We start from the raw sequence: 24,823 nt of genomic DNA on the forward strand, positions 1-24,823 counted from the left end.
GGTTCTGGGCAGCGGTTCTGGGCGGCGGGGTGTGAGGCGTCAGTCCGCGGCCCGGCCGAGCCGGCTGTCGATGAAGTCGAAGATCTCGTCGGCGGACGAGGCTGCCATCAGGTCCGCCACATCGGCGGCGGCAGCGGACGGGAGCGGTCCGTCGGCCGGACCTGCGAGGCGGTCGGCGAGGGTCCTCAGCCGTGCGGAGAGTGCCGCCCGCGTGTCGTCGGTTCCTGAACCGTCCGCCGCCAGGGCTTCGAGGGAGGCCTCCAGCCGGTCGAGTTCCGCGGTCACGGAACGGGCCGGCACACCGGGGACGGCCACCGCCTCAGCGCGTACGTAGGCCGCGAGCGCGGCGGGTGACGGATAGTCGAAGACGACGGTGGCGGGCAGCGGCAGGCCGGTCTCGGCACCCAGTCGGTTGCGCAGTTCGACGCCGGTGAGGGAGTCGAAGCCGAGCTCCTGGAAGGGACGGTCGGGCACGATGCCGGAGGTGTCGGGGTGCTTGAGCACCTTCGCCACCAGTTCCGTCACGACGGTCAGGAGGTACTGCTCCTGTTGCGCCTCGCTCAGCGGCGCGAGCCGCTCGGCCAGGGGGACGGTGCCGCTCGTCTCCTCGGGGCCGACGGGCGCGGCCGACGGCGTCGGGACGGGGCGTGGCGCGCGGTCGCCGTCCGACGGGGGCAGCGCGTCGAGCCAGTACCGCTGGTGGCGGAAGGCGTAGGTGGGCAGCGGGGTCCGGCGGGCCCGGGTGCCGGTGAAGAACGCCTCCCAGTCGACGGCCACGCCCCGGGCGTGGAGCGTGCCGAGCGCTTCGACCAGGGTCTCCGGCTCGGGACGGCCCGCGCGGGTCGCGACGGTGGCGGTCAGGGCGTCGGGGTCACGTACGGTCTGGGCGGCCAGGGCTGCGAGGACTCCGCCGGGGCCGATCTCCAGGAGCGTGGTGACGCCTTCGGCTTCCAGGGTGGTGACGGCATCGGCGTAGCGGACTGCCTGACGGACCTGGTCCACCCAGTAGTCCGCCGAGCGCAGATCCTCACCCGAGGCCACCTTCCCCGTCACCGTCGAGACCACCGGCAGCCGCGGCGCCCGGTAACGGATCTCCTTCGCCACCGTACGGAACTCCTCCAGCATCCCGTCCATCAACGGCGAGTGGAACGCGTGCGACACCTCCAGCCGCCGCACCCGCCGGCCCTCCCGGGCCAACGCCCCCACCACTTCCTCCACGGCATCCGCGGCCCCGGACACCACCACCGCCGACGGCCCGTTCACCGCCGCCACCCCCACCACGTCACCACGATCACCGACCGCGGCCACCACCTCCGCCTCGGAGGCCTCCACCGCGACCATCACACCGCCACCCGGCAACCCCTGCATCAACCCCGCACGAGCAGCAACCAACCGCCCCGCCTCAGCAAGATCCATCACCCCCGCCACATGCGCAGCCGCCAACTCCCCCACCGAATGCCCCGCCACAAAATCCGGCCGCACACCCCACGACTCCACCAACCGGAACAACGCCACCTCGAACGCGAACAACGCCGGCTGCGTCCACCCCGTCTCCCCCAGCGAAACCGCCTCAGCAGAACCCTCCGCCGCGAACAACACCCCCTCAACGACCCACCCAACAACGGATCCAACACCCCACACACCTCATCCAACGCCCCCGCAAACACCGGAAACGCCGAATACAACTCACGACCCATCCCCACCCGCTGAGCACCCTGACCCGAAAACACCACAGCCAACCCACCGCTTGACGGGGTGACGGGGCTCAACCGGCCGAGTTCGTCGAGGAGTTCGGTGCCCCCGGTGCCCACGACCACCGCGCGGTGCTCGAAGGTGGTTCGGGTGGTGGCCAGGGAGTAGGCGATGTCCAGCGGGTCGGGAGCGTCGGGCCGGCCGGCGAAAGCGCGGAGGCGCTCGGCCTGAGCGGTGAGCGCCTGGGGGGTGCGTGCGGACAGGACCCACGGCAGTACGGGCAGGGTGCGCGTCTCGGCGTCCTCGGCGGGCGTCTCGGCGGGCGTCTCGGCGGGCGTCTCGGCGGGGGCTTCCTCGATGATCACGTGGGCGTTGGTGCCGCCGAATCCGAAGGAGGACACTCCTGCCCGGCGCGGTGCCTGCTCCCGTACCGGCCACTCACGCGCCTCGGTCAGCAACTCCACCGCACCCGAATCCCACTCCACGAACGGCGACGGCTCGTCGACGTGCAGGGTCCTGGGCAGCACACCGTGCCGCATCGCCTGCACCATCTTGATCACACCACCGACACCCGCAGCAGCCTGCGCATGCCCGATGTTCGACTTCAACGACCCCAAATACAAAGGCCGTTCACGATCCTGACCATACGTCGCCAACAACGCCTGCGCCTCGATCGGATCCCCCAACCGCGTCCCCGTACCATGCGCCTCCACCACATCCACATCAGCAGGAGTCAGACCGGCTGACGCCAGCGCCTGCCGGATCACCCGCTCCTGCGACGGACCGTTCGGCGCCGTCAACCCATTGCTCGCACCGTCCTGATTGACCGCGCTGCCGCGCATGACGGCCAGGACCTGATGCCCGTTCCGCCGGGCATCCGACAACCGCTCCACCAACAACAGCCCCACACCCTCCGACCACGCCACACCGTCCGCCGCCCCCGCGAACGACTTCGAGCGCCCGTCGGGCGACAGACCCCGGAGGCGGGAGAACTCGAGGAAGGCGACCGGTGATGACATCACCGTGACGCCGCCCGCGAGGGCGAGCGAGCACTCGCCGTTGCGCAGCGCGTTCGCCGCCAGGTGGAGGGCGACCAGGGAGGAGGAGCACGCGGTGTCGACGGACACGGCGGGCCCCTCGAAGCCGTAGGTGTACGAGAGCCGGCCCGCGGCGATGCTTGCGGCGCTGCCGCTGAACAGATAGCCCTCGAAGTCCTCCGGAGGCAGGTGGGGCCGTGAGCCGTAGTCGTTGTACATCAGGCCCGTGAACACGCCGGTGCCTGAGCCGCGCAGTGCGGTCGGGTCGATGCCGGCATGCTCGAACGCCTCCCACGCCGTCTCCAGCAGGAGTCGCTGCTGCGGGTCGATGGCGGTGGCCTCACGCGGGGACATCCCGAAGAACTCGGGGTCGAACCCGTCGGCGTCGTACAGGAATCCGGCCTCACGGGTGTACGTGGTACCGGTGCGTTCGGGGTCGGGGTCGTAGAGGTCGTCCAGATCCCAGCCCCGGTTGGTGGGGAACCCGCCGATGGCGTCCTTGCCGTCGGCCACCAAACGCCAGAGGTCGTCGGGCGAGGCGACGCCGCCGGGATAGCGGCACGCCATGCCCACGATCGCGATCGGCTCGCGCCGCTTCTCCTCGAGGTCACGCAGCTGCCGACGTGCCTCACGGCCATCGGCGACGGCCTTCTTCAGGTAGTCGCGAAGCTTGTCCTCGCCCGCCATGGTGGGTCAACTCCCGTGTCTTGTGTGGTGATCGGTGTCGTCGTCGTGGGCGGTTGTGGCTCAGTTCAGCTCGTCGACGAGGGCGAACAGTTCCTCGTCGGTGGCCGACTCCAGGTCGTCGTCCCCGTCGGGGCCGGTGGTCCTGGCCGCGCTGTCGGCGGCGTCGAGGAGTTCCCGCAGGCGCGTGGTGATCCGGCCGTGGGCCGACTCGTCGGTGGCGACCGCCTCGATGGCGGCCTTGAGGCGGGCCAGTTCCGCGAGCACCGGCTCATCGGGGGCTGTCTCCTCCACGGCGAGTTGTTCGGCCAGGTACTTCGCGAGCGCCCTGGGGGTGGGGTGGTCGAAGACCAGCGTGCTCGGCAGCCGCAGGCCCGTCTCCGTACCGAGCTGGTTGCGCAGCTCGACCGCGGTCAGCGAGTCGAAGCCGAGTTCCTGGACCGCCCGGTCGGCGTCGATCGCCGTGTGGTCGGTGTGGCCGAGTACGGCGGCCACCCGGCCGCGCACCAGGTCCAGCAGGGTCCGTTCCCGGTCGGTCGCGGACAGGACGGCGAGCCGCTCGGCGAGTCCCTGGCCTCCGCTTCGGCCGGAGTGGGCGGCGCTCGCTGCCGCGGCGGGGCGGCGGGCCGTGTTCCCGCGAACGAGACCGGCGAGGAGTGGCGGTACGCCGTCGCCCATGGCGCGGATCGCCCGGGTGTCGAGCCGGGTGACGGCGAGGACGCTCTCGCCGGTGGCCGGCGCCGCGTCGAAGAGGGCCATCGCGTCGTCGGTCGCCAGCGGCAGCAGGCCGGAGCGGGCCAGGCGGCGCAGGTCGGCGTCGGCGAGGTGGCCGGTGATGGCGCTGGTCTCCGCCCACAGGCCCCAGGCGAGGGAGGTGGCCGGGAGCCCAGCGGCCTGCCGGTGCGCCGCCAGCGCGTCCAGGAACGTATTGGCCGCCGCATAGTTCGCCTGCCCCGCCGTACCCAGCAGGCCGGCGACGGACGAGTAGAGGACGAAGGCCTTGAGGTCCATCTCGCGCGTCAGCTCGTGCAGATGCCAGGCCGCGTCCACCTTCGGACGCAACACCGCATCCAGCCGGTCAGCGGTCAGCCCCTCCACCGTCGCGTCGTCCAGCACACCCGCCGTGTGCACCACACCCGACAACTCGCCGACAGTGCCCAGCAGTTCCGCCAGAGCAGCCCGGTCCGCCACATCACATGCAGCCACCGTCACCGAAGCACCCGACGCCTCCAGCTCCGTACGCAACTGAGCAGCGCCCGGAGCGTCCGGACCACGCCGGCTCACCAACACCAGCGACCGTACGCCGTGCACCACCACCAGATGCCGCGCCAACACCGCGCCCAGACCACCCGTACCACCTGTGACGAGCACCGGACCCGCACCCCACGACACCACCCCCTCACCCGGCACAACCCGCCGCAGACGAGGCACCGACAACCCACCCGACCGCACCACCACCTGCGCCTCACCCAACGCCACAGCGGATGTGAGAAGCGGGGCGTTCGTCGCTAGATCCGTGTCGCCGAGGTCCAGGAGCTGGATGCGGTCCGGGCTCTCGGTCTGCGCCGAGCGCAGCATGCCCCAGAGCGGGGCGTGCGCCAGGTCGGTCACGTCCTCGCCGGGTGCGGTGGGCACGGCGCCCCGCGTGGTGACCACAAGGCGGGTGCCCGTGAAGCGGTCGTCTCCGAGCCATGTCTGCACCTGGGCCAGCGCACGGTGTGCCGCCTCACGCGCCACGGTCGGCAGCGTGTCGCCGACGGGCGCTGAGATGTGGGGGGCGAGGAGGACCCTGGGCGCGGACGCGCCCTCGTCGATGGCGCGCGCCGCCTCGCCGAGGTCCGCGTAGGAACGGATCCGACCGGCCGGCAGACCGAGATCCTGCGCCGAGCCGAGGACCGCCCAGGTCGAGAGGTCGGCGCTCGTGTCACCTGCGGGAAGTCGGCTCCAGTCGACCCGCAGCAGTCCGTCGGTGGAGGTGGCGCCCGCCGAGCGCAGCGACTCGGCGGTCAGCGGCCGCAGGGTCAGCTCCGCCACGGTGGCGACCGGTGCGCCCGAGGCGTCGGCCACCGTGAGCGCGACCGACGTCGAGCCGCCGTTCGCGGCCCGGGTCGCCGTGGCGCCCGCGAGCCGGACCCGGAGGACCGACGCGCCGCCGGCGTACACGCTCGCGCCCGCCCAGGTGAAGGGGAGCAGCGGCTGCCCCTCGTCACTGACGACACCGGGCAGCAGCGGATGCAGCGCGGCGTCGAGCAGCGCGGGGTGGAGGGTGAACCGGCCCGCTTCGGCGCGCTGGTCGTCGGTGACGGCGACCTCGGCGAAGAGATCGTCGTCCGCCGTCCACAGCCTGCGCAGATTGCGGAACGCCGGCCCGTAGTCGTAGCCCCGCTCGGCCAGGCGCTCGTAGACCCCGGTGAGGTCGATTTCGTGTGCTCCGGCGGGGGGCCAGACGGTGAGGGCGGCGCCGTCCGTGGCATCGGCGTCGCTGTCGCTGTCGGCGCGCAGGGTGCCGTGGGCGTGCAGGGTCCAGGCCGTGTCATGGTCCGGGTCGTCGTCGGGCCGGGCGTGGACGCGCAGCGGGCGGGTGCCGTCGGTGTCCTCGGCGCCGACGGACACCTGGAGGTGGACGCCCCCGTGTTCGGGCAGTACCAACGGGGCGGCCAGGGTGAGCTCTTCGACCGCGGTGGCGCCGAGCTGTTCGCCCGCCCGGAGGGCGAGTTCGAGCAGTCCGGTGCCTGGCACGAGCGTGGTGCCGGCGACGGTGTGCTCCGTCAGCCAGGGATGCGTACCGCGCGACAGACGGCCGGTGAGGACGTGCTCGTCACGGTCGGCCAGCGAGACGGCGGCACCGAGCAGCGGGTGGTCGGTCGGCACGAGTCCGAAGCCGGCGGCGTCCGAGACCGTCGCGGGGGCGTCGAGCCAGTAGCGCTGCCGCTGGAACGCGTAGAACGGGAGGGCGGTCTCGCGGGCGCCGGGGAAGACGCTGTCCCAGCGCATGTCGGCCCCGCGCGCGGCGAGCAGCCCGAGTGCGGACGCGAACGCCCCCGCCTCGGGACGGCCCCTGCGCAGGACCGGCGTCACAACGCCGGGGTCCGCCGCCAGGGACTCGGTGACCAGGGCGCTCAGCACCCCGTCGGGACCCAGTTCCAGCCACTCGGTGACCCCGCGCGCCTCCAGGAGACGTACGCCGTCGAAGAATCGGACGGCCTCGCGGATGTGGCGCGCCCAGTAGTCGGCGGAGGCCAGGTCGTCGGCCGTGGCCGGCTCGCCGGTGACGTTGGAGACGATCGGGATGCGTGGTTCGTGGAAGGTGAGGTCCGCGACGATCGAACGGAACTCGTCCAGTACGTCGTCCATGTGCGGCGAGTGGAATGCGTGGCTGACGGACAGCCGCTTGGCCCGGGCGCCCTGCTCCTTGAACCGGGCGGCGAGTTCGTCCACGGCGTCGGAGTCGCCGGAGATCACCGTGGCGCGCGGGCCGTTGACGCCGGCGATCGCCACCCGGTCGCCGTACGGGGCGATGGCGGCGCGCGTCTCGTCCTCGCCGGCCTCTACGGCGGCCATGGCTCCGTCCTCCCGGGCCGCCTGCATCAACCGGCCGCGCTCGGCCACGAGGACACAGGCGTCCGGCAGGTCGAGCACGCCCGCGAGGTGAGCGGCGGTGACCTCGCCGACCGAGTGGCCGAGCAGGAAGTCCGGGGTGAGGCCGTGGTGTTCGGCGAGGCGGAACAGCGCGGTCTCCAGGGCGAACAGGGCGGCCTGCGCGAACGCCGTCTGGTCGAGGAGCGCCGCCTCCGGGGTTCCTTCGGCGGCGAAGAGCACCGACTTCAGCGGCCGCAGGAGTTCGCGGTCCAGGTGGGTGCACACCTCGTCGAGGGCTGCCGCGAACACCGGGGACGCCGCGTACAGTTCGCGGCCCATGCCGACGCGTTGGGCGCCCTGCCCGGTGAGCAGGAACGCGGTCTTGCCGCGCCGCGTGGAGGCGGGGTGCAGCACTGTCGGCGAGGACTCGCCGCGGCTCAACGCCGTGAGCGCGTCCAGCAGTTCGTCGCGGTGCTCGGCGATCGCCACGGCTCGGTGGTCGTGCCGGGCGCGTGTGATGGCGAGGGACCAGCCGGTGTCCGCGAGGGACTGTCCGGGGTGCGCGCTCAGGTGCTCGTGCAGGCGCTGGGCCTGGGCGCGCAGGGCGGGCTCGTCGTGCGCGGACAGGACGAACGGGACGGGACCCGTCAACTCCGGCCGCGCGACGGTACCGGTCTCCGCCGCCGCCGTGAACTCCTCAATGACCACATGGGCGTTGGTGCCACTGATACCGAACGAGGACACCCCGGCCCGGCGCGGCGCCTGCTCCCGTACCGGCCACTCACGCGCCTCGGTCAGCAACTCCACCGCCCCCGCGTCCCACTCCACGAACGGCGACGGCTCATCCACATGCAGGGTCCTGGGCAGCACACCGTGCCGCATCGCCTGCACCATCTTGATCACACCACCGACACCCGCAGCAGCCTGCGCATGCCCGATGTTCGACTTCAACGACCCCAAATACAACGGATGTTCACGATCCTGACCGTACGTCGCCAACAACGCCTGCGCCTCGATCGGATCCCCCAACCGCGTCCCCGTACCATGCGCCTCCACCACATCCACATCAGCAGGGGTGAGACGGGCGCTCTCCAGCGCCTGCCGGATCACCCGCTCCTGCGACGGACCGTTCGGCGCCGTCAACCCATTGCTCGCACCGTCCTGATTGACCGCGCTGCCGCGCATGACGGCCAGGACCTGATGCCCGTTCCGCCGCGCATCCGACAACCGCTCCACCAACAACAGCCCCACACCCTCCGACCACGCCACACCGTCCGCCGCTCCGGCGAACGACTTCGAGCGCCCGTCGGGCGACAGACCGCGCTGCCGGGAGAACTCGACGAAGACGTGCGGACTGGCCATGAGGGTCACGCCGCCGGCGAGGGCGAGCGAGCACTCGCCGTTGCGCAGCGCGTTCGCCGCCAGGTGCAGCGCGACCAGGGAGGAGGAGCACGCGGTGTCGACGGTGACCGCCGGGCCCTCGAAGCCGTAGGTGTACGAGAGCCGGCCCGACACGACGCTGGAGAGGTTGCCCGCGAGCAGGAAGCCCTCGTACTCCTCGGGGCTCGCGGCGAGACGGGACGCGTAGTCGTCGTACATGGCGCCGGTGAAGACGCCGGTGTCCGAGCCGTGCATTGCCGTGGGGTCGATACCGGCGTGCTCGAACGCCTCCCACGCCGTCTCCAGCAGGAGCCGGTGCTGGGGGTCGATGGCGGTGGCCTCGCGTGGCGGGATGCCGAAGAACGCGGGGTCGAACCGGTCCGCGTCGTGCAGGAAGCCACCGTGGCGGACATAGGAGGTGCCGGTGTGGTCGGGGTCCTCGTCGTAGAGGGCGTCCAGGTCCCAGCCCCGGTTCGTGGGGAACCCGCTGATCGCGTCGGTGCCCTCGGAAACCAGGCGCCACAGGTCGTCCGGTGACGCGACGCCGCCCGGGAAGCGGCACGCCATGCCCACGATGGCGATCGGCTCGTCCTGATCCGCGGTGGACCGGACGGTGCGGGCGGGTGCCGGAGCGGCGGTGTCGGCGATCCGGGTCAGCAGGTGGTCGACGACGGAGGCGGGCGTCGGGTGGTCGAAGACGATGGTCGCGGACAGCCGCAGACCGGTGGCCGCGTTCAGACGGTTGCGCAGTTCGACGCCCGCGAGCGAGTCGAAACCGACGTCCTTGAAGGCGCGCTTCGGGTCGAGGCGTTGCGGATCGGTGTGGCCGAGGACACCGGCCACGATGCCGCGGACGAGGTCGAGAACCGTCTCGTGGCGCCGCTCCTGCGGCAGCGCGGCGATCCGCTGCGCCCACGTGGCGCCCTCGGCGCTCGCGGTGGCCGCACGTGCGGCGACGCGCCGGGAGCGGACGGGAACCAGGTCACGCAGCAGAGGCGAGGCCTCGGCACCGCCCGCGCGCAGAGCCCTCGGTTCAAAGGCCACGGGGACGCGCAGTGCCTCCCCGGAGGCTACGGCGGTGTCGAACAGGGCGAGCCCCTGTGCGGGAGAGAGGGTTCGGATGCCGAGGCGCGTCCAGCGGGCCAGGTCGGCGTCTCCCAGCGTGCCGCCCATGCCGTGCGTTCCGTCCCACAGGCCCCAGGCCAGGGAGGTGGCCGGCAGCCCAGCGGCCCGCCGGTGCGCCGCCAACGCGTCCAGGAACGTATTGGCCGCCGCATAGTTCGCCTGCCCCGCCATGCCCAGCAGACCTGAGACCGACGAGTAGAGGACGAAGGCCTTGAGGTCCATCTCGCGCGTCAGCTCATGCAGATGCCAGGCCGCATCCACCTTCGGACGCAACACCGCCTGGAGCCGGTCAGCGGTCAGCCCCTCCACCGTCGCGTCGTCCAGCACACCCGCCGTGTGCACCACACCCGACAACTCGCCGACACTGCCCAGCAGTTCAGCCAGAGCAGCCCGGTCGGCCACATCACACGCAGCCACCGTCACCGAAGCACCCGACGCCTCCAACTCCGTACGCAACTGAGCAGCGCCCGGAGCGTCCGGACCACGCCGGCTCACCAACACCAGCGACCGCACGCCGTGCACCACCACCAGATGCCGCGCCAACACCGCACCCAGACCACCCGTACCACCCGTGATCAGAACCGGCCCCACACCCGCACCCCACGACACCACCCCCTCACCCTGCACAACCCGCCGCAGACGAGGCACCGACAACCCACCCGACCGCACCACCACCTGCGCCTCACCCAACGCCACAGCCGCCATGAGAAGCGGGGCGTCGGTCGGCAGGTCGGCGTCCGTGTCGACCAGGACCACGCGGTCCGGGTGCTCCGACTGCACCGCGCGCACCAGCCCCCACAGCGGGGCCTGGGCCAGTCCTGGGACCGGGTCGCCGGGAGCGGCGGCGACGGCGCCCCGGGTGAGCACCACGAGGCGGGCATTGGTCAGACGCTCGTCGGCGAGGAAGTTCTGTACGAGACGCAGGAAGACGGCCGCGGTGTGGTGGGCGGCGGCCGGGATGTCACTCTGCCCGTCGCCCGCGGTGGCGCGCACGAGCACCACGTCGGCGGCGGGGTCCACGTCCGCGAGATCGGGTCCGGTCGCCTCCACGACGCGTGGGGCATCGGTCTCGGGCGCCGCGACCGGCGTCCACTCCACGGCGTACGGGGCATCGTGCCGCGGCTGCGTCGCGGAGACCAGCCGGTCCTTGGCGACCGGGCGCAGGGCGAGGGACTCCACGCTCAGGACGGGTTCGCCGACGGCGTCCGCCGCGTGCAGGGCGAAGGTGTCGGGCCCGCTCGGCACGATCCGTACCCGGAGTGTTTCGGCACCACCGGCGCCCAGGGTCGTGCCGGACCAGGCGAACGGCAGTCTGATGGTGTCCGTCGCCGCGGTGTCGTCCCCTGCGGCGTGCAGCACCACCGGGTGCAGGAGCGCGTCGAAGAGGGCGGGGTGCAGTCCGAACCGGTCGGCCCCGTCCTTGTGCGGGGCGGGCAGGGCGACCTCGGCGTACAGTTCGTCGCCCGCGTGCCACAGCCGCGTCAGGCCCTGGAAGGCCGGGCCGTACTCGTAACCGATTCCGGCGAGACGCTCGTAGACGTCCTCCAGTGCTGCCTCGTCGGCGTTCGCGGGCGGCCACTGCCGCAGATCGGGCCCGGTCGGGGCCGTACCGCCGAGGGTGCCGGAGGCGTGCCGCGTCCAGACCCGCTCGGCGTCCGCACCGGGTTCCGAACCGCTGTCGGGGCACGCGTGGATCTCGACGGGGCGGATGCCGGAGGCGTCCGGCGCGCCGACGGCGACCTGGACGCGTACGGCGCCCTGCGCGGGCAGCTCCAGGGGCGCCTCCAGGGTCAGTTCGTCGATGCGGTCGACGCCGAAGTGGCCTGCCGCGACCAGAGCGAGCTCCAGGAACGCGGTGGCGGGCACGAGAACGGTGCCGGCGATGGCGTGGTCGGCGAGCCAGGGCTGCTCGGCGACGGCGAGCCGGCCGGTGAGCACCATGTCGTCCCGTCCGGCCAGCTCCACCGAGGCGTGCAGCAAGGGGTGTTCGGCCGGGTCGAGGCCCAGCCCCCGTGCGTCCAGGGGCCGCCCGGGTGCGAGCCAGTAGTGCTCGCGCTGGAAGGGGTACGTGGGCAGGTCGACGAGGCGGGCGCCGGGATGGAACGTCTCGGCTGCCAGCGGCGCACCGCCCGCCCAGGCCGCGGCGATCCCGGCGAGGAGGGTCTCGTCCTCGGGGCGTGCGGCTTGCAGCAGTGACACGACAACGGCGTCCGCGTCCGTGTCGGCCAGGGCGGCGCGGGTCAGGGGGGTGAGCACGGCGTCGGGGCCGGTCTCGACGAACACGGTGGCACCGTGCCGCTGAAGGCCGCGGACGGCGTCCAGGAACCGCACGGGCCTGCGGATCTGGTGCGCCCAGTAGTCGGGCGAGGTCAGTTCGTCCGCGCCGGCGAGTTCACCGGTGACCGTCGAGACGATCGGGATGCGCGGCTCGTGGAAGGTGAGGCTTTCGGCGACTGTGCGGAACTCGTCCAGCACGTCGTCCATGTGCGGCGAGTGGAAGGCGTGGCTGACCTGGAGCCTGCGGGTGCGGCGGCCCTTGGCGCGCCACTGTCCGGCCAGCAGCTCGGCCGCGTCCTCGTCGCCGGAGATCACCAGGGAGTCGGGGCCGTTGACGGCGGCGAGGGCGACGTGGCCCGCCGACTTCTCCAGATCGGCGGCGAGTTCGGCCTCGGTCGCCTCTACGGCGATCATCGCGCCGCCCGCTCGTGCCGCCTCCATGAGACGGCCGCGCGCTGTGACCAGCCGGGCCGCGTCGTCGAGGGAGAGCACGCCCGCGACGTGAGCGGCGGCGAGTTCGCCGATGGAGTGCCCGGCGAGCAGGTCGGGCGTCATACCGTGGTGGACGAGCAGCCGGAACAGGGCGACCTCGACGGCGAACAGGGCGGGCTGGGTGTAGGCGGTGCGGTGCAGCAGTCGCCCCGGCTCGCTGTCCTCGTCGGCGAACATCACTTCGCGCAGGGGCAGTTCGAGGTGTTCGTCGAGTGCCGCGCACACCTCGTCGAGGGCTGCCGCGAACACCGGGGACGCCGCGTACAGTTCGCGGCCCATACCGGCGCGTTGTGCGCCCTGCCCGGTGAAGAGAAACGCGGTGCGGCCCGCGCCCGCCGCGCTGCCGGTGACGACCTGTGCCGTCTCCTCGCCCCGGGCCAGGGCGTCCAGCCCGGCGAGGAGGGTGTCGGCGTCCTCGGCGGTGATCACGGCGCGCCGGGACAGGGCGGTGCGGGTGACGGCCAGTGACGCCCCGACGTCGGCGGGGTGGGCGCCGCTCTCGGTGACGAAGCCGTGCAGGCGCTGGGCCTGGGCGCGCAGGGCGGGCTCGTCGTGCGCGGACAGGACGAACGGGACGGGACCCGTCAACTCCGGCCGCGCGACGCTACCGGTCTCCGCCGCCGCCGTGAACTCCTCGATAACCACATGGGCGTTGGTGCCACTGATACCGAACGAGGAGATGCCGGCCCGGCGCGGTGCCTGCTCCCGTACCGGCCACTCACGCGGCTCGGTCAGCAACTCCACTGCGCCCGCGTCCCACTCCACGAACGGCGACGGCTCGTCGACGTGCAGGGTCCTGGGCAGCACACCGTGCCGCATCGCCTGCACCATCTTGATCACACCACCGACACCCGCAGCAGCCTGCGCATGCCCGATGTTCGACTTCAACGACCCCAAATACAACGGCCGTTCACGATCCTGACCGTACGTCGCCAGCAACGCCTGCGCCTCGATCGGATCCCCCAACCGCGTCCCCGTACCATGCGCCTCCACCACATCCACATCGGCAGAGGTGAGACGTGAGTCCGCCAGGGCGTCGCGGATGACTCGTTGCTGGGACGGGCCGACCGGAGCGGTCAGTCCGTTGCCCGTACCGTCCTGGTTGATCGCGCTGCCCCGGACGACGGCGAGGACGCGGTGTCCGTTCCTGCGGGCGTCCGACAGACGCTCGACCACGAGGAGGCCCACGCCCTCCGCCCAGGAGGTGCCGTCGGCGGTGGCGGCGAACGACTTGGAGCGCCCGTCGGCGGCCAGGCCGCGCTGGCGCGAGAACTCCACGAACATGCCGGGCGACGACATGACGGTGGCACCGCCCGCGATGGCCAGGCTGGTCTCGCCGGTACGCAGCGAACGTACCGCCATGTGCAGGGCGACCAGCGAGGACGAGCAGGCCGTGTCGACGGTGACCGCCGGGCCGATCAGCCCGAGCTGGTAGGCGATACGCCCAGACAGAACGCTCGGCGTGGTGCCGGTGAGGAGATGCCCCTCGACCGTGTCGGGGGCCTCGTGCATCCGGGGCCCGTAGTCGAGGGTGGTGGCGCCGACGAACACGCCGGTGCGGCTGCCCTTGAGGGCTGCGGTGTCCAGGCCCGCGCGCTCGACGGCCTCCCAGGCGGTCTCCAGGAGGAGACGCTGCTGCGGATCCATGGCCAGGGCCTCGCGGGGTGAGATCCCGAAGAACTCGTTGTCGAACAGGGCCGCTTCGTGCAGGAAGCCGCCCTCGTGGACGGTGCTGTGGCCGCCGCGTGTGGGGTCGCTGTCGTACAGGTCGGCGTCCCAGCCCCGGTCGGTGGGGAAGCCGGATATGGCGTCCTGGCCGTCGGCGACCAGCCGCCACAGGTCCTCGGGCGATGTGACGCCGCCCGGGTAGCGGCACGCCATGCCGACGATGGCGATCGGTTCGTTCGCGAGATCGGAGGCGGAGGCGGAGGCGGTGCCGTTGTGGTCCTGGGCCGGGGTGTGCGTGTCCGGGCCGGCCAGCAGGGTGGTGAGGTGTGCGCTGAGGGCGGCCGGGGTGGGGTGGTCGAAGAGGAGACCGCTGGGCAGCTTCAGGCCGGTCGCGGCGCCGAGCGCGTCGCGCAGCTCGACCGACATGAGGGAGTCGAGGCCGAGGTCCTTGAAGGCTGCGTGCGGGTCGACGCGCTGGACGTCGGTGTGTTCGAGGACGGCGGCGATCTGCTCCAGCACGAGGGCGGTGGCGTCGACGCGCGCCGCCGTGGCGCGGGGGGCCGCTCGCGTGGTGTCCCGGGGCTCGGGGGCGGTCGGGAGAGAGGCGGCGGGGGCGGCCGAGCCGTCGATCCAGTGGCGTTCGCGCTGGAAGGCGTAGGTGGGCAGCGCGATACGGCGTCCCGGGCCGTCGGCGTGCACGGCCGCCCAGTCCACCGGCGTGCCGCGCACGAAAGCGGCCGCGAGGCCGGTGAGGAGGGAGCGCACCTCGGGGCGCCCCGCGCGCAGCGTGGCGATCGGCGCGGTGGCGTCGGTGTCGTCCAGGCAGTCGGCGGCCAGCGCGGCGCAGACCCCGTCGGGGCCCAGCTCCAGCAGGGTCGCGGCGTGCTGGGTCTGCAGGGTGCGTACGGCGTCGAGGAAGCGCACCGGGCGGCGCACCTGCTCCACCCAGTAGGCGGGCGACGTCCACTGGCCCGGCTCGACGGCGGCGCCGGTCACCGTGGACACGGCGGCGATCTCCGGTTCGTGGAAGGTCAGTCGGTCCACGACGGCGCGGAACGCGTCCAGCATCGGGTCCATGAGCGGTGAGTGGAAGGCGTGGCTGACGGTGAGGCGGCGGGTCTTGCGGCCCTGCGCGGCGAGGCGCTCCGCGACGGCCACGACGGTGTCGTGCGCACCGGAAAGCACCACCGAGCGCGGTCCGTTGACAGCGGCGATCGCCACCTCGTCCTCCTGCCCGGCGAGCAGGGGCGCCACCTCGTCCTCGGTGGCCTGCACGGCGACCATGGCCCCGCCGACGGGCAGTTCCTGCATCAGCCGGCCGCGTGCGGCGACGAGCTCGACGGCGTCGTCGAGGGACAGCACGCCGGCGACGTGGGCGGCGGAGATCTCACCGACGGAGTGCCCGGCCACATGGTCGGCGGTGACGCCCCAGGAGGTCACCAGGCGGTACAGGGCGACCTCGACGGCGAAGAGCGCCGGTTGCGTGTAGGCGGTGTCGTCCAGGCCGGTCCCGGATTCGATGACGTCGGCGAGGGGGCGGTCGAGCAGTGGGGCGAAGGCGTCGCACACCTCGTCGAAGGCGGCGGCGAACACCGGGAAGGCGGCTCGCAGTTCCCGGCCCATGCCGATGCGCTGGGCGCCCTGCCCGGTGAACAGGAAGGCCGTCGTGCCGGGCCGGACGGCACCCGTGACGACCTGCCCGGCGGCCCTTCCCTCAGCCACGGCGGTCAGGCCGGCGACCATGTCGGCGTGGTCGTCGGCGAGGACGACCGCACGGTGGTCGAAGACGGTACGGGTGGCCGCCAGGGACCACCCGATGTCCACCGGACGGGACCCGGGATCGGCCGTCGCGGCGGCACGCAACCGGTCGGCCTGGGCGACGAGCGCGGCTGCACCGCGCCCCGAGACCACCCAGGGCAGCAGGACGGCTTCGGTTTGCTCGGCGGCGGACTCCGGAACTGCCGAGGAGCCCGCAGGCACCCCGGCTGGGGCGGCGAGCACGGCAGCACCACGACCCGAAACCACCCCGGACGACAAGGCAACCCCAGCCTCCCCAGCAGCCGACTCCAGCACTGCCGAGGGACCCGCAGGCACCCCAGCCTGGGCAGCGAGCACGGCAGCACCACGATCCGAAACCACCCCGGACGACAAGGCAGCCCCGGCCTCTGCGGCGCCGGGCTCCGGCACTGCCGAGGGACCCGCAAGCACCCCAGCCCGGGCAGCGAGCACGCCAGCACCGCGACCCGAAACCACCCCGGACGACAAGGCAACCCCGGCCTCTGCGGCGCCGGACTCCGGCACTGCCGAGGGACCCGCAAGCACCCCAGCCCGGGCAGCGAGCACGCCAGCACCGCGACCCGAAACCACCCCGGACGACAAGGCAACCCCAGCCTCTGCGGCGCCGGACTCCGGCACTGCCGAGGAGCCTGCGGGCGCCTCGCCCAGTACGACGTGGGCGTTGGTGCCGCCCATGCCGAACGAGGAGACGCCGGCGATCAGTGGCCGGTCGGGCACGGGCCAGTCGCCCGTCTCGCGCTGCACCTCCAGGCCGAGCTCGGCCAGCGGGATCGCCGGGTTCGCGGCTTCGAAGTTGAGGCTCGCGGGCAGGCGGCGGTGGCGCAGCGCGAGGAGGGTCTTGATCAGGCCGACGATGCCCGCGGCGCCTTCCAGGTGGCCCACGTTGGTCTTCGCGGACCCGACGCGCAGCGGGGCCGCGCCGGTGCGGGCCGCGCCTAGCACCGCGCCGAGCGCAGCGGCCTCGACGGGGTCGCCGACCGGTGTTCCGGTGCCGTGCAGTTCGACGTACTGGACCGCGGTGGTGTCGAGGCCGCTCTTGTCGTACGCCTCGCGCAGAGCACGCTCCTGGGACTCCCGGCCGGGCACGGTCAGGCCGGGGGTCGCGCCGTCGTTGTTCACGGCGCTCGCGTGGATCACACCGTGGATGTCGTCGCCGTCCGCGAGGGCCCGGGACAGCGGCTTGAGGACGACGGCGCCGCCGCCTTCGCCGCGTACGAACCCGTTGGCGCGGGCGTCGAAGGTGTACGTCGTACCGTCCGGGGACAGTCCTCCGAAGCGTTCCCCGGTGACAACGGCCTCGGCGAGGATGTTCAGGTTGACGCCGGCGACGATCGCGGCGTCGGACTCGCCCGAGCGCAGGGACTCGCAGGCCAGGTGCACCGCGACGAGCGACGAGGACTGGGCCGAGTCGACGGTGAGGCTGGGGCCGTGCAGGCCGAGGTGATAGGAGACCCGGTTCGCGATCACGCCACGGTTGACGCCCGTCATGGTGTGCTGGGTGATCGCCTGGGCGCCGTGCTGGTAGAGCAGTGCGGCGTAGTCGTCGCGCAGGGTGCCGACGAAGACGGCGGTGCGGCTGCCGCGCAGGGTGTCCGGGACGATGCCGGCGTTCTCCAGCGCCTCCCAGGCCAGTTCGAGGACGAGGCGCTGCTGCGGGTCCATGACCCGTGCCTCGCGGGGGGCAATGCCGAAGAAGCCGGCGTCGAAGGTGTCGACGCGCTCCAGGAAGCCTCCACGGCGCATGCCGGGCTCGGTGCCGGCGGGCGCGGCCTCGCCGGTCGCGGACTCCCAACGGCCCCGCGGCACCGGTGTGACCGCGGACGAGCCGGTGCTCAGCAGTTCCCAGAACGCCTCGGGGTTCTCGGCTCCCGGCAGCCGGCAGGAAAGACCGACGACCGCGATTGCCTCGCCTTCTGCACGGCGCGTCCCCATCGTTTCGGACTGGTGCTGATTCGTCATCGCGCTCGACTGCCCTTTCCGGCCGAATTACCGCAAGACTTCTGGGTGGGGATGAGTGGGGAAAATCTTCGGCTCGATCGTAGGCAGGGGGGTCTCTCGCTCATCTCAGTGTCCGGCCTCGGCTCGGTAATTCGGTACGGACAAAAAAAGAGAGCGGAAGCGGAAAAGGAAACGCGCCATGACCGGGCGGTGGGCGCAATGGTGCACGCCCGTGTTTATCCGCCCGGCCATGGCGCCTCGGTCGGTCAGCGCCCGGTCATTGGCGCGTCGGTCGGTCAGCCCGCGATGGATGCGGCCTGCTCCGCGGCCCGGAAGCCGGACTCCAGGGCCCCCTCGACGAAGGCGCCGTGCCAGCCGCTCGCTGTGTCACCGCCCGCGAACACGACGCGTCCGAACGGTTCCTGGATGCGCGGCAGCTGGCGCAGCAGCTGTCCCGGCCGACGCAGGCCCCAGCCGCCCCGCGCGTAGGGGTCCTTGTGCCATTCCTTCGCGCGGTAGTCGACGACCCTGGCCTCCGGCAGCAACTGGCGTACCGCGGCCCGCACCGCCGCCGGGTCGGACACGTCGAGGGAGGGGCCGGTGAAGGCGACGAAGAGGCGCCCGTCGGGCAGTTGCGTCTGCGGGATCAGCAGCAGGATGGGGGCACCCTCGGGTGCCTGCGCGGAGACCGCTTCGGAGGTGCCCCGCACGCGCAGCCACAGCTTGGTGGCGTGCGGGACGCCGACGCCCTCGCGGGCGGCGTCCGCGTACACCCTGGGCAGACCCGGCTCGAAGGTGAGGGTGGACCACATGTTGACGGGCGTGGCGACCACGACGACCGGTGCCTTGTAGACGCGGCCACCGCTCACCTCGACGTGGGTGAGGCCGCCGCGTTCACGGATCGCGGTGACGGGCGAGTTGAGGCTCACGGTCGCCCCGGACTCGCGCAGCATCCGCTCCAGGATGGCGATCATGCCGCCTTCGGGGAGCAGACTCATCACCGACAGGAACTCGTCGTAGGTGCCGCCCGCGAGCTGGTACCACTGGGCCATGCCGGTCAGGGAGCCGACTCGGTTGCCGCCGGCGAACACCGAGGTGGCGCCGCTCACCCAGTCGTGTTCGAGCGCTGACAGGGGGAGTTGAGCGATCCGGTCGGCGAGCGACAGCGAGTCCACGGACGCGAGCAGGTCCTTGCGGTGCAGCGGCTCGTAGGGTCGCTCGAAGTACCGTTCGGAGCCGGCGTAGAAGTCCGCGAACAGGGTGTTGAGCTTGGCGCCCGCCTCGTGCGGGGAGTGGCTCTGGAAGCCGCCGCCCGGGCCCGGCATGACCATGCGGGTGGCGTGGATGTCCTCCCTGGTGGTCAGCGAGTACCGGCTCAGTTCGCGGGCCACGAGGTTCTGGCCGGGGCCGAACCAGCCGCCGCCCAGTTCGACGTGCTGCCCGGCCAGGGTCCCGGGCTCGATGCGGCCGCCGATGCGGTCGCGCGCCTCCAGGACCAGGACGTTCATGCCGCGCGCGCTCAGTTCGCGGGCGACGGTGCCGCCCGCGTAGCCGGCGCCGACGACGATGGCGTCGAAGGGCCCGGCGTTGGCTGCGGCGGAGGGTGCCGTGGCGGTGACGACACCGGCGGTGAGCGTGGTCGCGCCCGCCGCCTTCAGAAGGGTTCTTCTGGTGACGCGGCCGTCGGCACGGGTGGCCGTGCTGTCGCCGTTCTCGGTCATCGAAAACACCTTTCATGAAGAGCGTGAATCACGTACGGAAAAATGCGGAACGGAAAGAGTTCGGAACTGAACAAATAAAGGGAGCGGAGGAACGCGGAAATGGCCCGGCAGGCGCCGGAACGCCTTTCACGACGCCTGTTTCCGGGCATGGAGAAGGGGCCGGTTCCGACGGGGGTTCGAAACCGGCCCCTTCGTCAGGGGGTGACTCGGACCTGGTTAGGGCCTGTCCGGCGGATCATGTCGGAGACGCAGGCCCTAGCGGGCCGGGCGGCGGTATGCCTTGACGACGCTGGCGTAGCTGTTCTTGGCGTGGCCCTGCGCGATGATGCCCTCCATCAGCGCCTCGGAGTACTTGGGCAGTTCGGCGTCGACGCCGAGCGCCTCGCTCTCCTCGACGAGGTGCTTGAGCGCGCCCAGGTGCGTCTCCAGGGTGGCGTCGTTGGCCGGGAACTTTTCGTCGCCCGCGTCGATCTGCGCGGCGTAGTCGGCCGTGAACATCTTGATGGCGTCGAGCCACATGTGCGCCCAGGGCAGGAACTCCTGCGCCTTGACGCCGCCGGTCTCCACGATGGCGACACCGTGCAGGAAGCTGTTGAGGGCGCCCCACATCAGGCCGAGCAGCGACACGTCGAACAGGGCGGGCTTGCCGTGGTCGGTGCCGAGGTAGGTGGTGCCGGCGCCGAGCAGCTTCAGCACGGGCTCGTGGGCGTCGAAGACGGCCTTGTCGCCGGCGTAGAAGAGGACGGCGGTCTCGGTGCCGATACCGGGCGGGGTGATCATGATGGCGCCGTCGAGGTACCGCGCGCCGTTCTTCTCGGCCCACTCGGCGGCCTGACGGGCCTGTTCGGAGGAGCCCGAGGTCAGGTTGACCACGGTCTTGCCGCGCAGCGCGTCACCCAGCGAGCCGATCACGTCGTGCATCACGTCGTACGTCGACACGCACACGACCACGAGGTCGCTCGCGGCCACGGCGTCGACGGGCGCGGCGGCGAGGACCGCGCCGTCCGCGACGACCCCGTCGGCCTTGTCCGCCGAGCGGTTCCACACGGTGGTGGCGTGGCCCGCCTTCAGGAAGGCGGCGGCCAGTGCCTGCCCCATCAGGCCCAGGCCGATCACCGACACCGAGGTGTGGTTGTCACCCATGAATCATTTCCTCCAGTACGAAGCGGTGTGCTGAACAGACCGGCGCGCGGGGCGCACCGGTGGGAAAACAGTCCGGGGAGAGCCCCCGGGGGTGCGGTCGGCTCAGAGGAAGTAGGTGCCGGGCTCCATGCCGAGCAGGACCCGGCCCTGGACTTCGAGGTTCACGTCGATCTGTGCGAGCGCGTGCAGCGAGAAGCCCTGGATGTCGCGGTGGAAGCGCTGTATGTGGACATCACGCTTGATGACGGAGCCGCCGCTGGCGTTGAAGAGGATCTGCACGGCCTCCTTGGCGAGTTGGGCGGCGAACGCGGTCTGGCCGCGCACGATCGCCTTCTCCTCGTCGGTGGGCTGCTCGCCCGCGTCGGCGCGCTCCTGCAGCACCGTGAGCCAGCGCGTCGACAGTGCCTCGGCGGCGTCGATCTTGTTGGCGGCGGTGGCCACCTGGATCTGGGTGAGCGGGTGCAGCTTCTGGTCGGTCCAGTCGGTGTACGTGATGCCGCGACCGGGCAGGCGGTCGAGGAACAACTCGTACGCACCGCGCGCGCCGCCGATGAACACGGCGGCGACCTCCGCCATGACGAAGCTGAGCAGGCCGTAGTTGCGGCCGGTGGCACCGGTGTTGGAGCGGTCACCGGTCGCGCTGACCATGACCTCCTCGAAGGACACCGTGTGGTGCGCCGGCACGAAGACGTCCTCGGCGACCGCGGTGGCGCTGCCGGTGGCGGAGCCGGCGGAGACGTCCCAGTCGTCGACGATCTTGAGCTGGTCCATGGGGACGACGGCCATGATCTCGCCCAGGGTGCCGTCCGGGTTCTGGACCATCGCGGCGGTGAAGTCCCAGTCGGCGCCCTTGCAGCCGGTGTTGAACTTCCAGGTGCCGTTGAGGCGGTACCCGCCGTCGGTGGGGGTCGCGGTACCCGTCGGCGCGAACGCGCTGGAGATTCGGACGGAACCGGCGGCGAAGATCTCCTCCTGCGTCCGGTCGGGGTAGAGCGTGGCCGTCCAGGTGCTCGTTACCCACACCATGGTCACCCACGCGGCGGCCGGGCAGGCGCGGCCGATCTCGGTGATGACCTTCGCCTGGTCGGCCAGCGGCAGGTCGAGGCCACCGAACCGGCGGGGCACCGCCATGCGGAACACCCCGGCCTTCTCCAGGAGTTCGATGCTCTCGTCCAGCAGCCAGCCACGGTCCTCCGCGGCGCGTCCGTTCTCGCGAAGGGTCCCGGCGATGCTGCGCACGGCTTCCAGTACGGCTGTCAGGTCGTCGTTCGTGGCCATTTCCGGCTCCTCGATAGGTGCGATTCCTACTGCCGGTCGAGAGGCGCGAGAAACCAACGCCCTCCAGGCAGTTCGAAACCTTACTGAAGGCGCTGGAAAAAGCAGTAAGAGACCGCCCATTGCCTGGTCATCACCCCCACATTTCCATGGAGTCGCCGGACTGGACCACACAATTACCGAGCACTTACCGGGCACTTACCGACCGGAGACCGGAAAATGTGCGGACGGTGCGCGCGACGTCATGTGTGGGAATATTTCCCGCATGACTCTTTCATGGCCCGAACTCGTACGTACGGCGGCCGAGGACACGACCACGGCACTCGAAAAGGGAGCGGACCAGGGCTGGCACGGAAATGCCGGTGACCTGGACTGGAACTGTCGCGAAACCCTTTCCCACATCGCCCTCGGTGTCGTGGGTTACGCGGGCCTGCTCATCGCACGCCCCACCGACCGTTACATCACCCTGTTCTCCTCGATCGACTCGCACGCCTCCGCCCCCGCCGCCCTCGAAGGCATCCGTATCGCCGGCACGCTGCTCGCTGGCACCGTCCGTGACACCCCGCCCGAGGCCCGCGCCTGGCATCCCTACGGTCACTCCGACGCGGCCGGTTTCGCCGCCATGGGCGTGCTCGAACTCGTAGTGCACGGCCGGGACATCGCGCAGGCGCTCGATGTGGAGTACACGCCCTCGGACGAGCTCGCGGCGCCCGTGGTCGAGCGTCTCTTCCCCGACGCGCCGGCCGGCCACGACCCCGCCCAGACCCTGCTGTGGTGCGCGGGACGCATCGCACTGCCGGGACTGCCGCGCCGTACCGGCTGGCGCTGGGACGGCCGGGTCCGGTAACCGGCCGCCGCGCACCACACCGCTCCGGCGTGCCGTCGGGTGACTTCGAGCGAGTCGCCCGGCGGCACTCTTCTTTTTGCCCGGCGTTGTCGTTTCCCGGGCCGGAGACCGCGGCATTACCGCAGCATGGATGAGGCGTTGAACCTGCCCGAATAGTGTCGGCCACGGAATGCACAAGCACCCGTCCTGAACGTTCCTTTCACCGGAACGTTCCTCGCCAAGAAGGCAGGTCGATTCCCGCCATGTCACAGATCGTCGCGGAACTGGAAAACCACACCGCACGCTACGTCGAGGCCGTCAACACAGGCGACTTCGAGACGGTCGACGGTTTCTACACCGCCGACGCCATCGCCGTATGGGAACCGGGCAAGCCGCTCACCGGTGACGAGCGCCGGAAATACCAGCGTGAGTTCCTGGCGGCCAAGCCGCATATGACCGCCAAGCCCCGCCAGATATTCGTCACCGGGGACACCGCGCTGATGATCGTCGACTGGACGATCGACACCGTCGGCGCCGACGGCGCCCCCGAGCACCTGGTGGGCGTCGGCGTGGACGTGCTGGCCCTGGGCGAGGACGGGGTGTGGCGCTACGCGATCGACGACCCGTTCGGCCAGGAGAGCTGACCGGCGCGACGCAGCAACACCCGGACCCGAAGGCACATCCGATCATGAATGACATGTCAGGTCCGCGTGGCGGACCGGCATCGAGTACACGGGGGACACACAGCACCATGTACACCGGACCCACCAGCCAGCAGCGGCCGTCGCGCCGCACCCTCCTCAAGGCGGCCGGCGCGGCGGCCGCGACGGTACCCGTCCTCGCCCCGGCCGCCTCGGCCGCCTCCCGCGGCACCGCGGCGGCACCGGCGGCCGCGGCGGACTGGGACGTCATCGTCATCGGCGCGGGCTTCGCCGGCGTCACCGCGGCCCGTGAACTGCGCGCCCGCGGCAAGCGGGTGCTCGTCCTGGAGGCCCGCGACCGCATCGGCGGCCGCACCTGGACGGACACCTACGGCGGGCAGCTGATCGAGCGCGGCGGCACCTGGGTCGAGCCGACCCAGCCCTACCTGGGCCCCGAACTCAAGCGCTACTCCCTGGCGTTGGAGGAGGACGACCCGATCTCGACCACCTGGCTGCCGACGCCCAGCGGCCCGAAGCAGTTCACGCCGGAGGACGGCTTCGGCCGCATCGGCACCATCTTCGACCGCATGTTCGAAGGCTCGCAGACGTACTTCGAGAAGCCCCTCCAGCCGCTGCTCCGGAACGATCTGCTGGCGAGCCTGGACAAGCTGTCGCTGCGTGACCGCCTGAACCAGCTCTCCCTCACGCCCGCGGACGAGCTCCTCATCAACGGGCAGACGGCGGTCTACTCCGGCGGCACCAGCGCGATGGGCGCGTTCACGATGTTCGCGCAGTGGTGGGCGCTGTCCGGCCACTCCAACCAGGGCTGGAACGACACCATGCGCTGGCGCATCGCCAAGGGCACCAAGGCGCTGCTCGACGCGATGATCAACGAGGCCAAACCGACCGTCAAGCTCAGTTCACCCGTCGCCTCCGTCACCGACACGGGCTCACTGGTGTACGTCACCACCAAGTCCGGTACGCAGTACAACGCTTCGGCGGTCGTCGTCGCGATGCCGGTCAACGCCCTGAACACGGTCAAGTTCGCCCCGGCCCTGCCCGCGGTGCTCACCACCGCCTCGGACCAGGGCGTCGCCGTCAAGAACGCCGTCAAGCTGTGGATCCACGCCCGCAAGGGGGCGGGCCGGGTCTACGGCCAGGGCGCCGAGGGGGGATCACCGATCCCCATGCTGCTGCCGTTCAAGGAGACGGCCGACGGCATGCTGTACATCGCCTTCAGCACCGATCCCGCCTTCGACCCCACCAGCACCTCCCAGGTCAAGAGCGCCGTACAGAAACTCGGCGTGAACCTGGACGTCATCGGGGTCAAGGTGCACGACTGGGGCCGCGACCCCTTCGCGCGTGGCGGCTGGGCGTTCCGCAAGCCGGGTCAGCTCACCAAGCTCTACCCCGATGTCACCTACACCAGTGGGCGGCTCTCCTTCGCCAGCGGTGACATAGCCAACGGCTGGAGCGGCTACATCGACGGCGCCATCGAGTCCGGTATGCGTGCCGCCCGGCAGGCAGCGGGCGAGGAATGACCACCGA

7 protein-coding genes and 1 pseudogene are annotated in these 24,823 nt (G+C 71.6%); 3 read left to right on the top strand and 5 right to left on the bottom strand.

Annotated elements, in window-relative coordinates; genetic code table 11:
* Positions 1-39 precede the first annotated feature (39 nt).
* The 5 genes and pseudogenes from OG734_RS10390 to OG734_RS10410 form a co-directional block, all read right to left on the bottom strand.
* Positions 40-3,386 (bottom strand): annotated as a pseudogene (locus OG734_RS10390) (type I polyketide synthase).
* A 90-nt stretch (positions 3,387-3,476) separates the two neighbouring features.
* Positions 3,477-17,690, bottom strand: a complete 14,214-nt coding sequence (locus tag OG734_RS10395) for an SDR family NAD(P)-dependent oxidoreductase (protein ID WP_330287203.1) — start codon at positions 17,688-17,690, stop codon at positions 3,477-3,479.
* 275 nt (positions 17,691-17,965) lie between these two features.
* Entirely contained in the window at positions 17,966-19,390 is a 1,425-nt protein-coding gene (locus tag OG734_RS10400; protein WP_330287204.1) for a flavin monoamine oxidase family protein, read from the bottom strand.
* 255 nt (positions 19,391-19,645) lie between these two features.
* Entirely contained in the window at positions 19,646-20,533 is an 888-nt protein-coding gene (locus OG734_RS10405) for an NAD(P)-dependent oxidoreductase (RefSeq protein ID WP_330287205.1), read from the bottom strand.
* 102 nt (positions 20,534-20,635) lie between these two features.
* A complete protein-coding gene (locus OG734_RS10410; protein ID WP_330287206.1) occupies positions 20,636-21,811 on the bottom strand; it encodes an acyl-CoA dehydrogenase family protein in 1,176 nt (391 codons plus the stop codon).
* 262 nt (positions 21,812-22,073) lie between these two features.
* On the opposite strand from OG734_RS10410, the gene OG734_RS10415 reads away from it, so the two are divergent.
* The 3 genes from OG734_RS10415 (at position 22,074) to OG734_RS10425 (ending at position 24,816) form a co-directional block, all read left to right on the top strand.
* A complete protein-coding gene (locus OG734_RS10415; RefSeq protein ID WP_330287207.1) occupies positions 22,074-22,655 on the top strand; it encodes a maleylpyruvate isomerase N-terminal domain-containing protein in 582 nt (193 codons plus the stop codon).
* A gap of 242 nt (positions 22,656-22,897) precedes the next feature.
* Positions 22,898-23,278 (top strand): YybH family protein, encoded by a 381-nt coding sequence (locus OG734_RS10420; RefSeq protein WP_330287208.1) that lies wholly within the window; start codon positions 22,898-22,900, stop codon positions 23,276-23,278.
* A gap of 107 nt (positions 23,279-23,385) precedes the next feature.
* Positions 23,386-24,816, top strand: coding sequence for a flavin monoamine oxidase family protein (locus tag OG734_RS10425; protein ID WP_330287209.1), 1,431 nt, complete (start codon positions 23,386-23,388; stop codon positions 24,814-24,816).
* Positions 24,817-24,823 lie beyond the last annotated feature (7 nt).

The sequence above is a fragment of the Streptomyces sp. NBC_00576 genome (genome assembly GCF_036345175.1).
Taxonomy (GTDB): Bacteria; Actinomycetota; Actinomycetes; order Streptomycetales; family Streptomycetaceae; genus Streptomyces.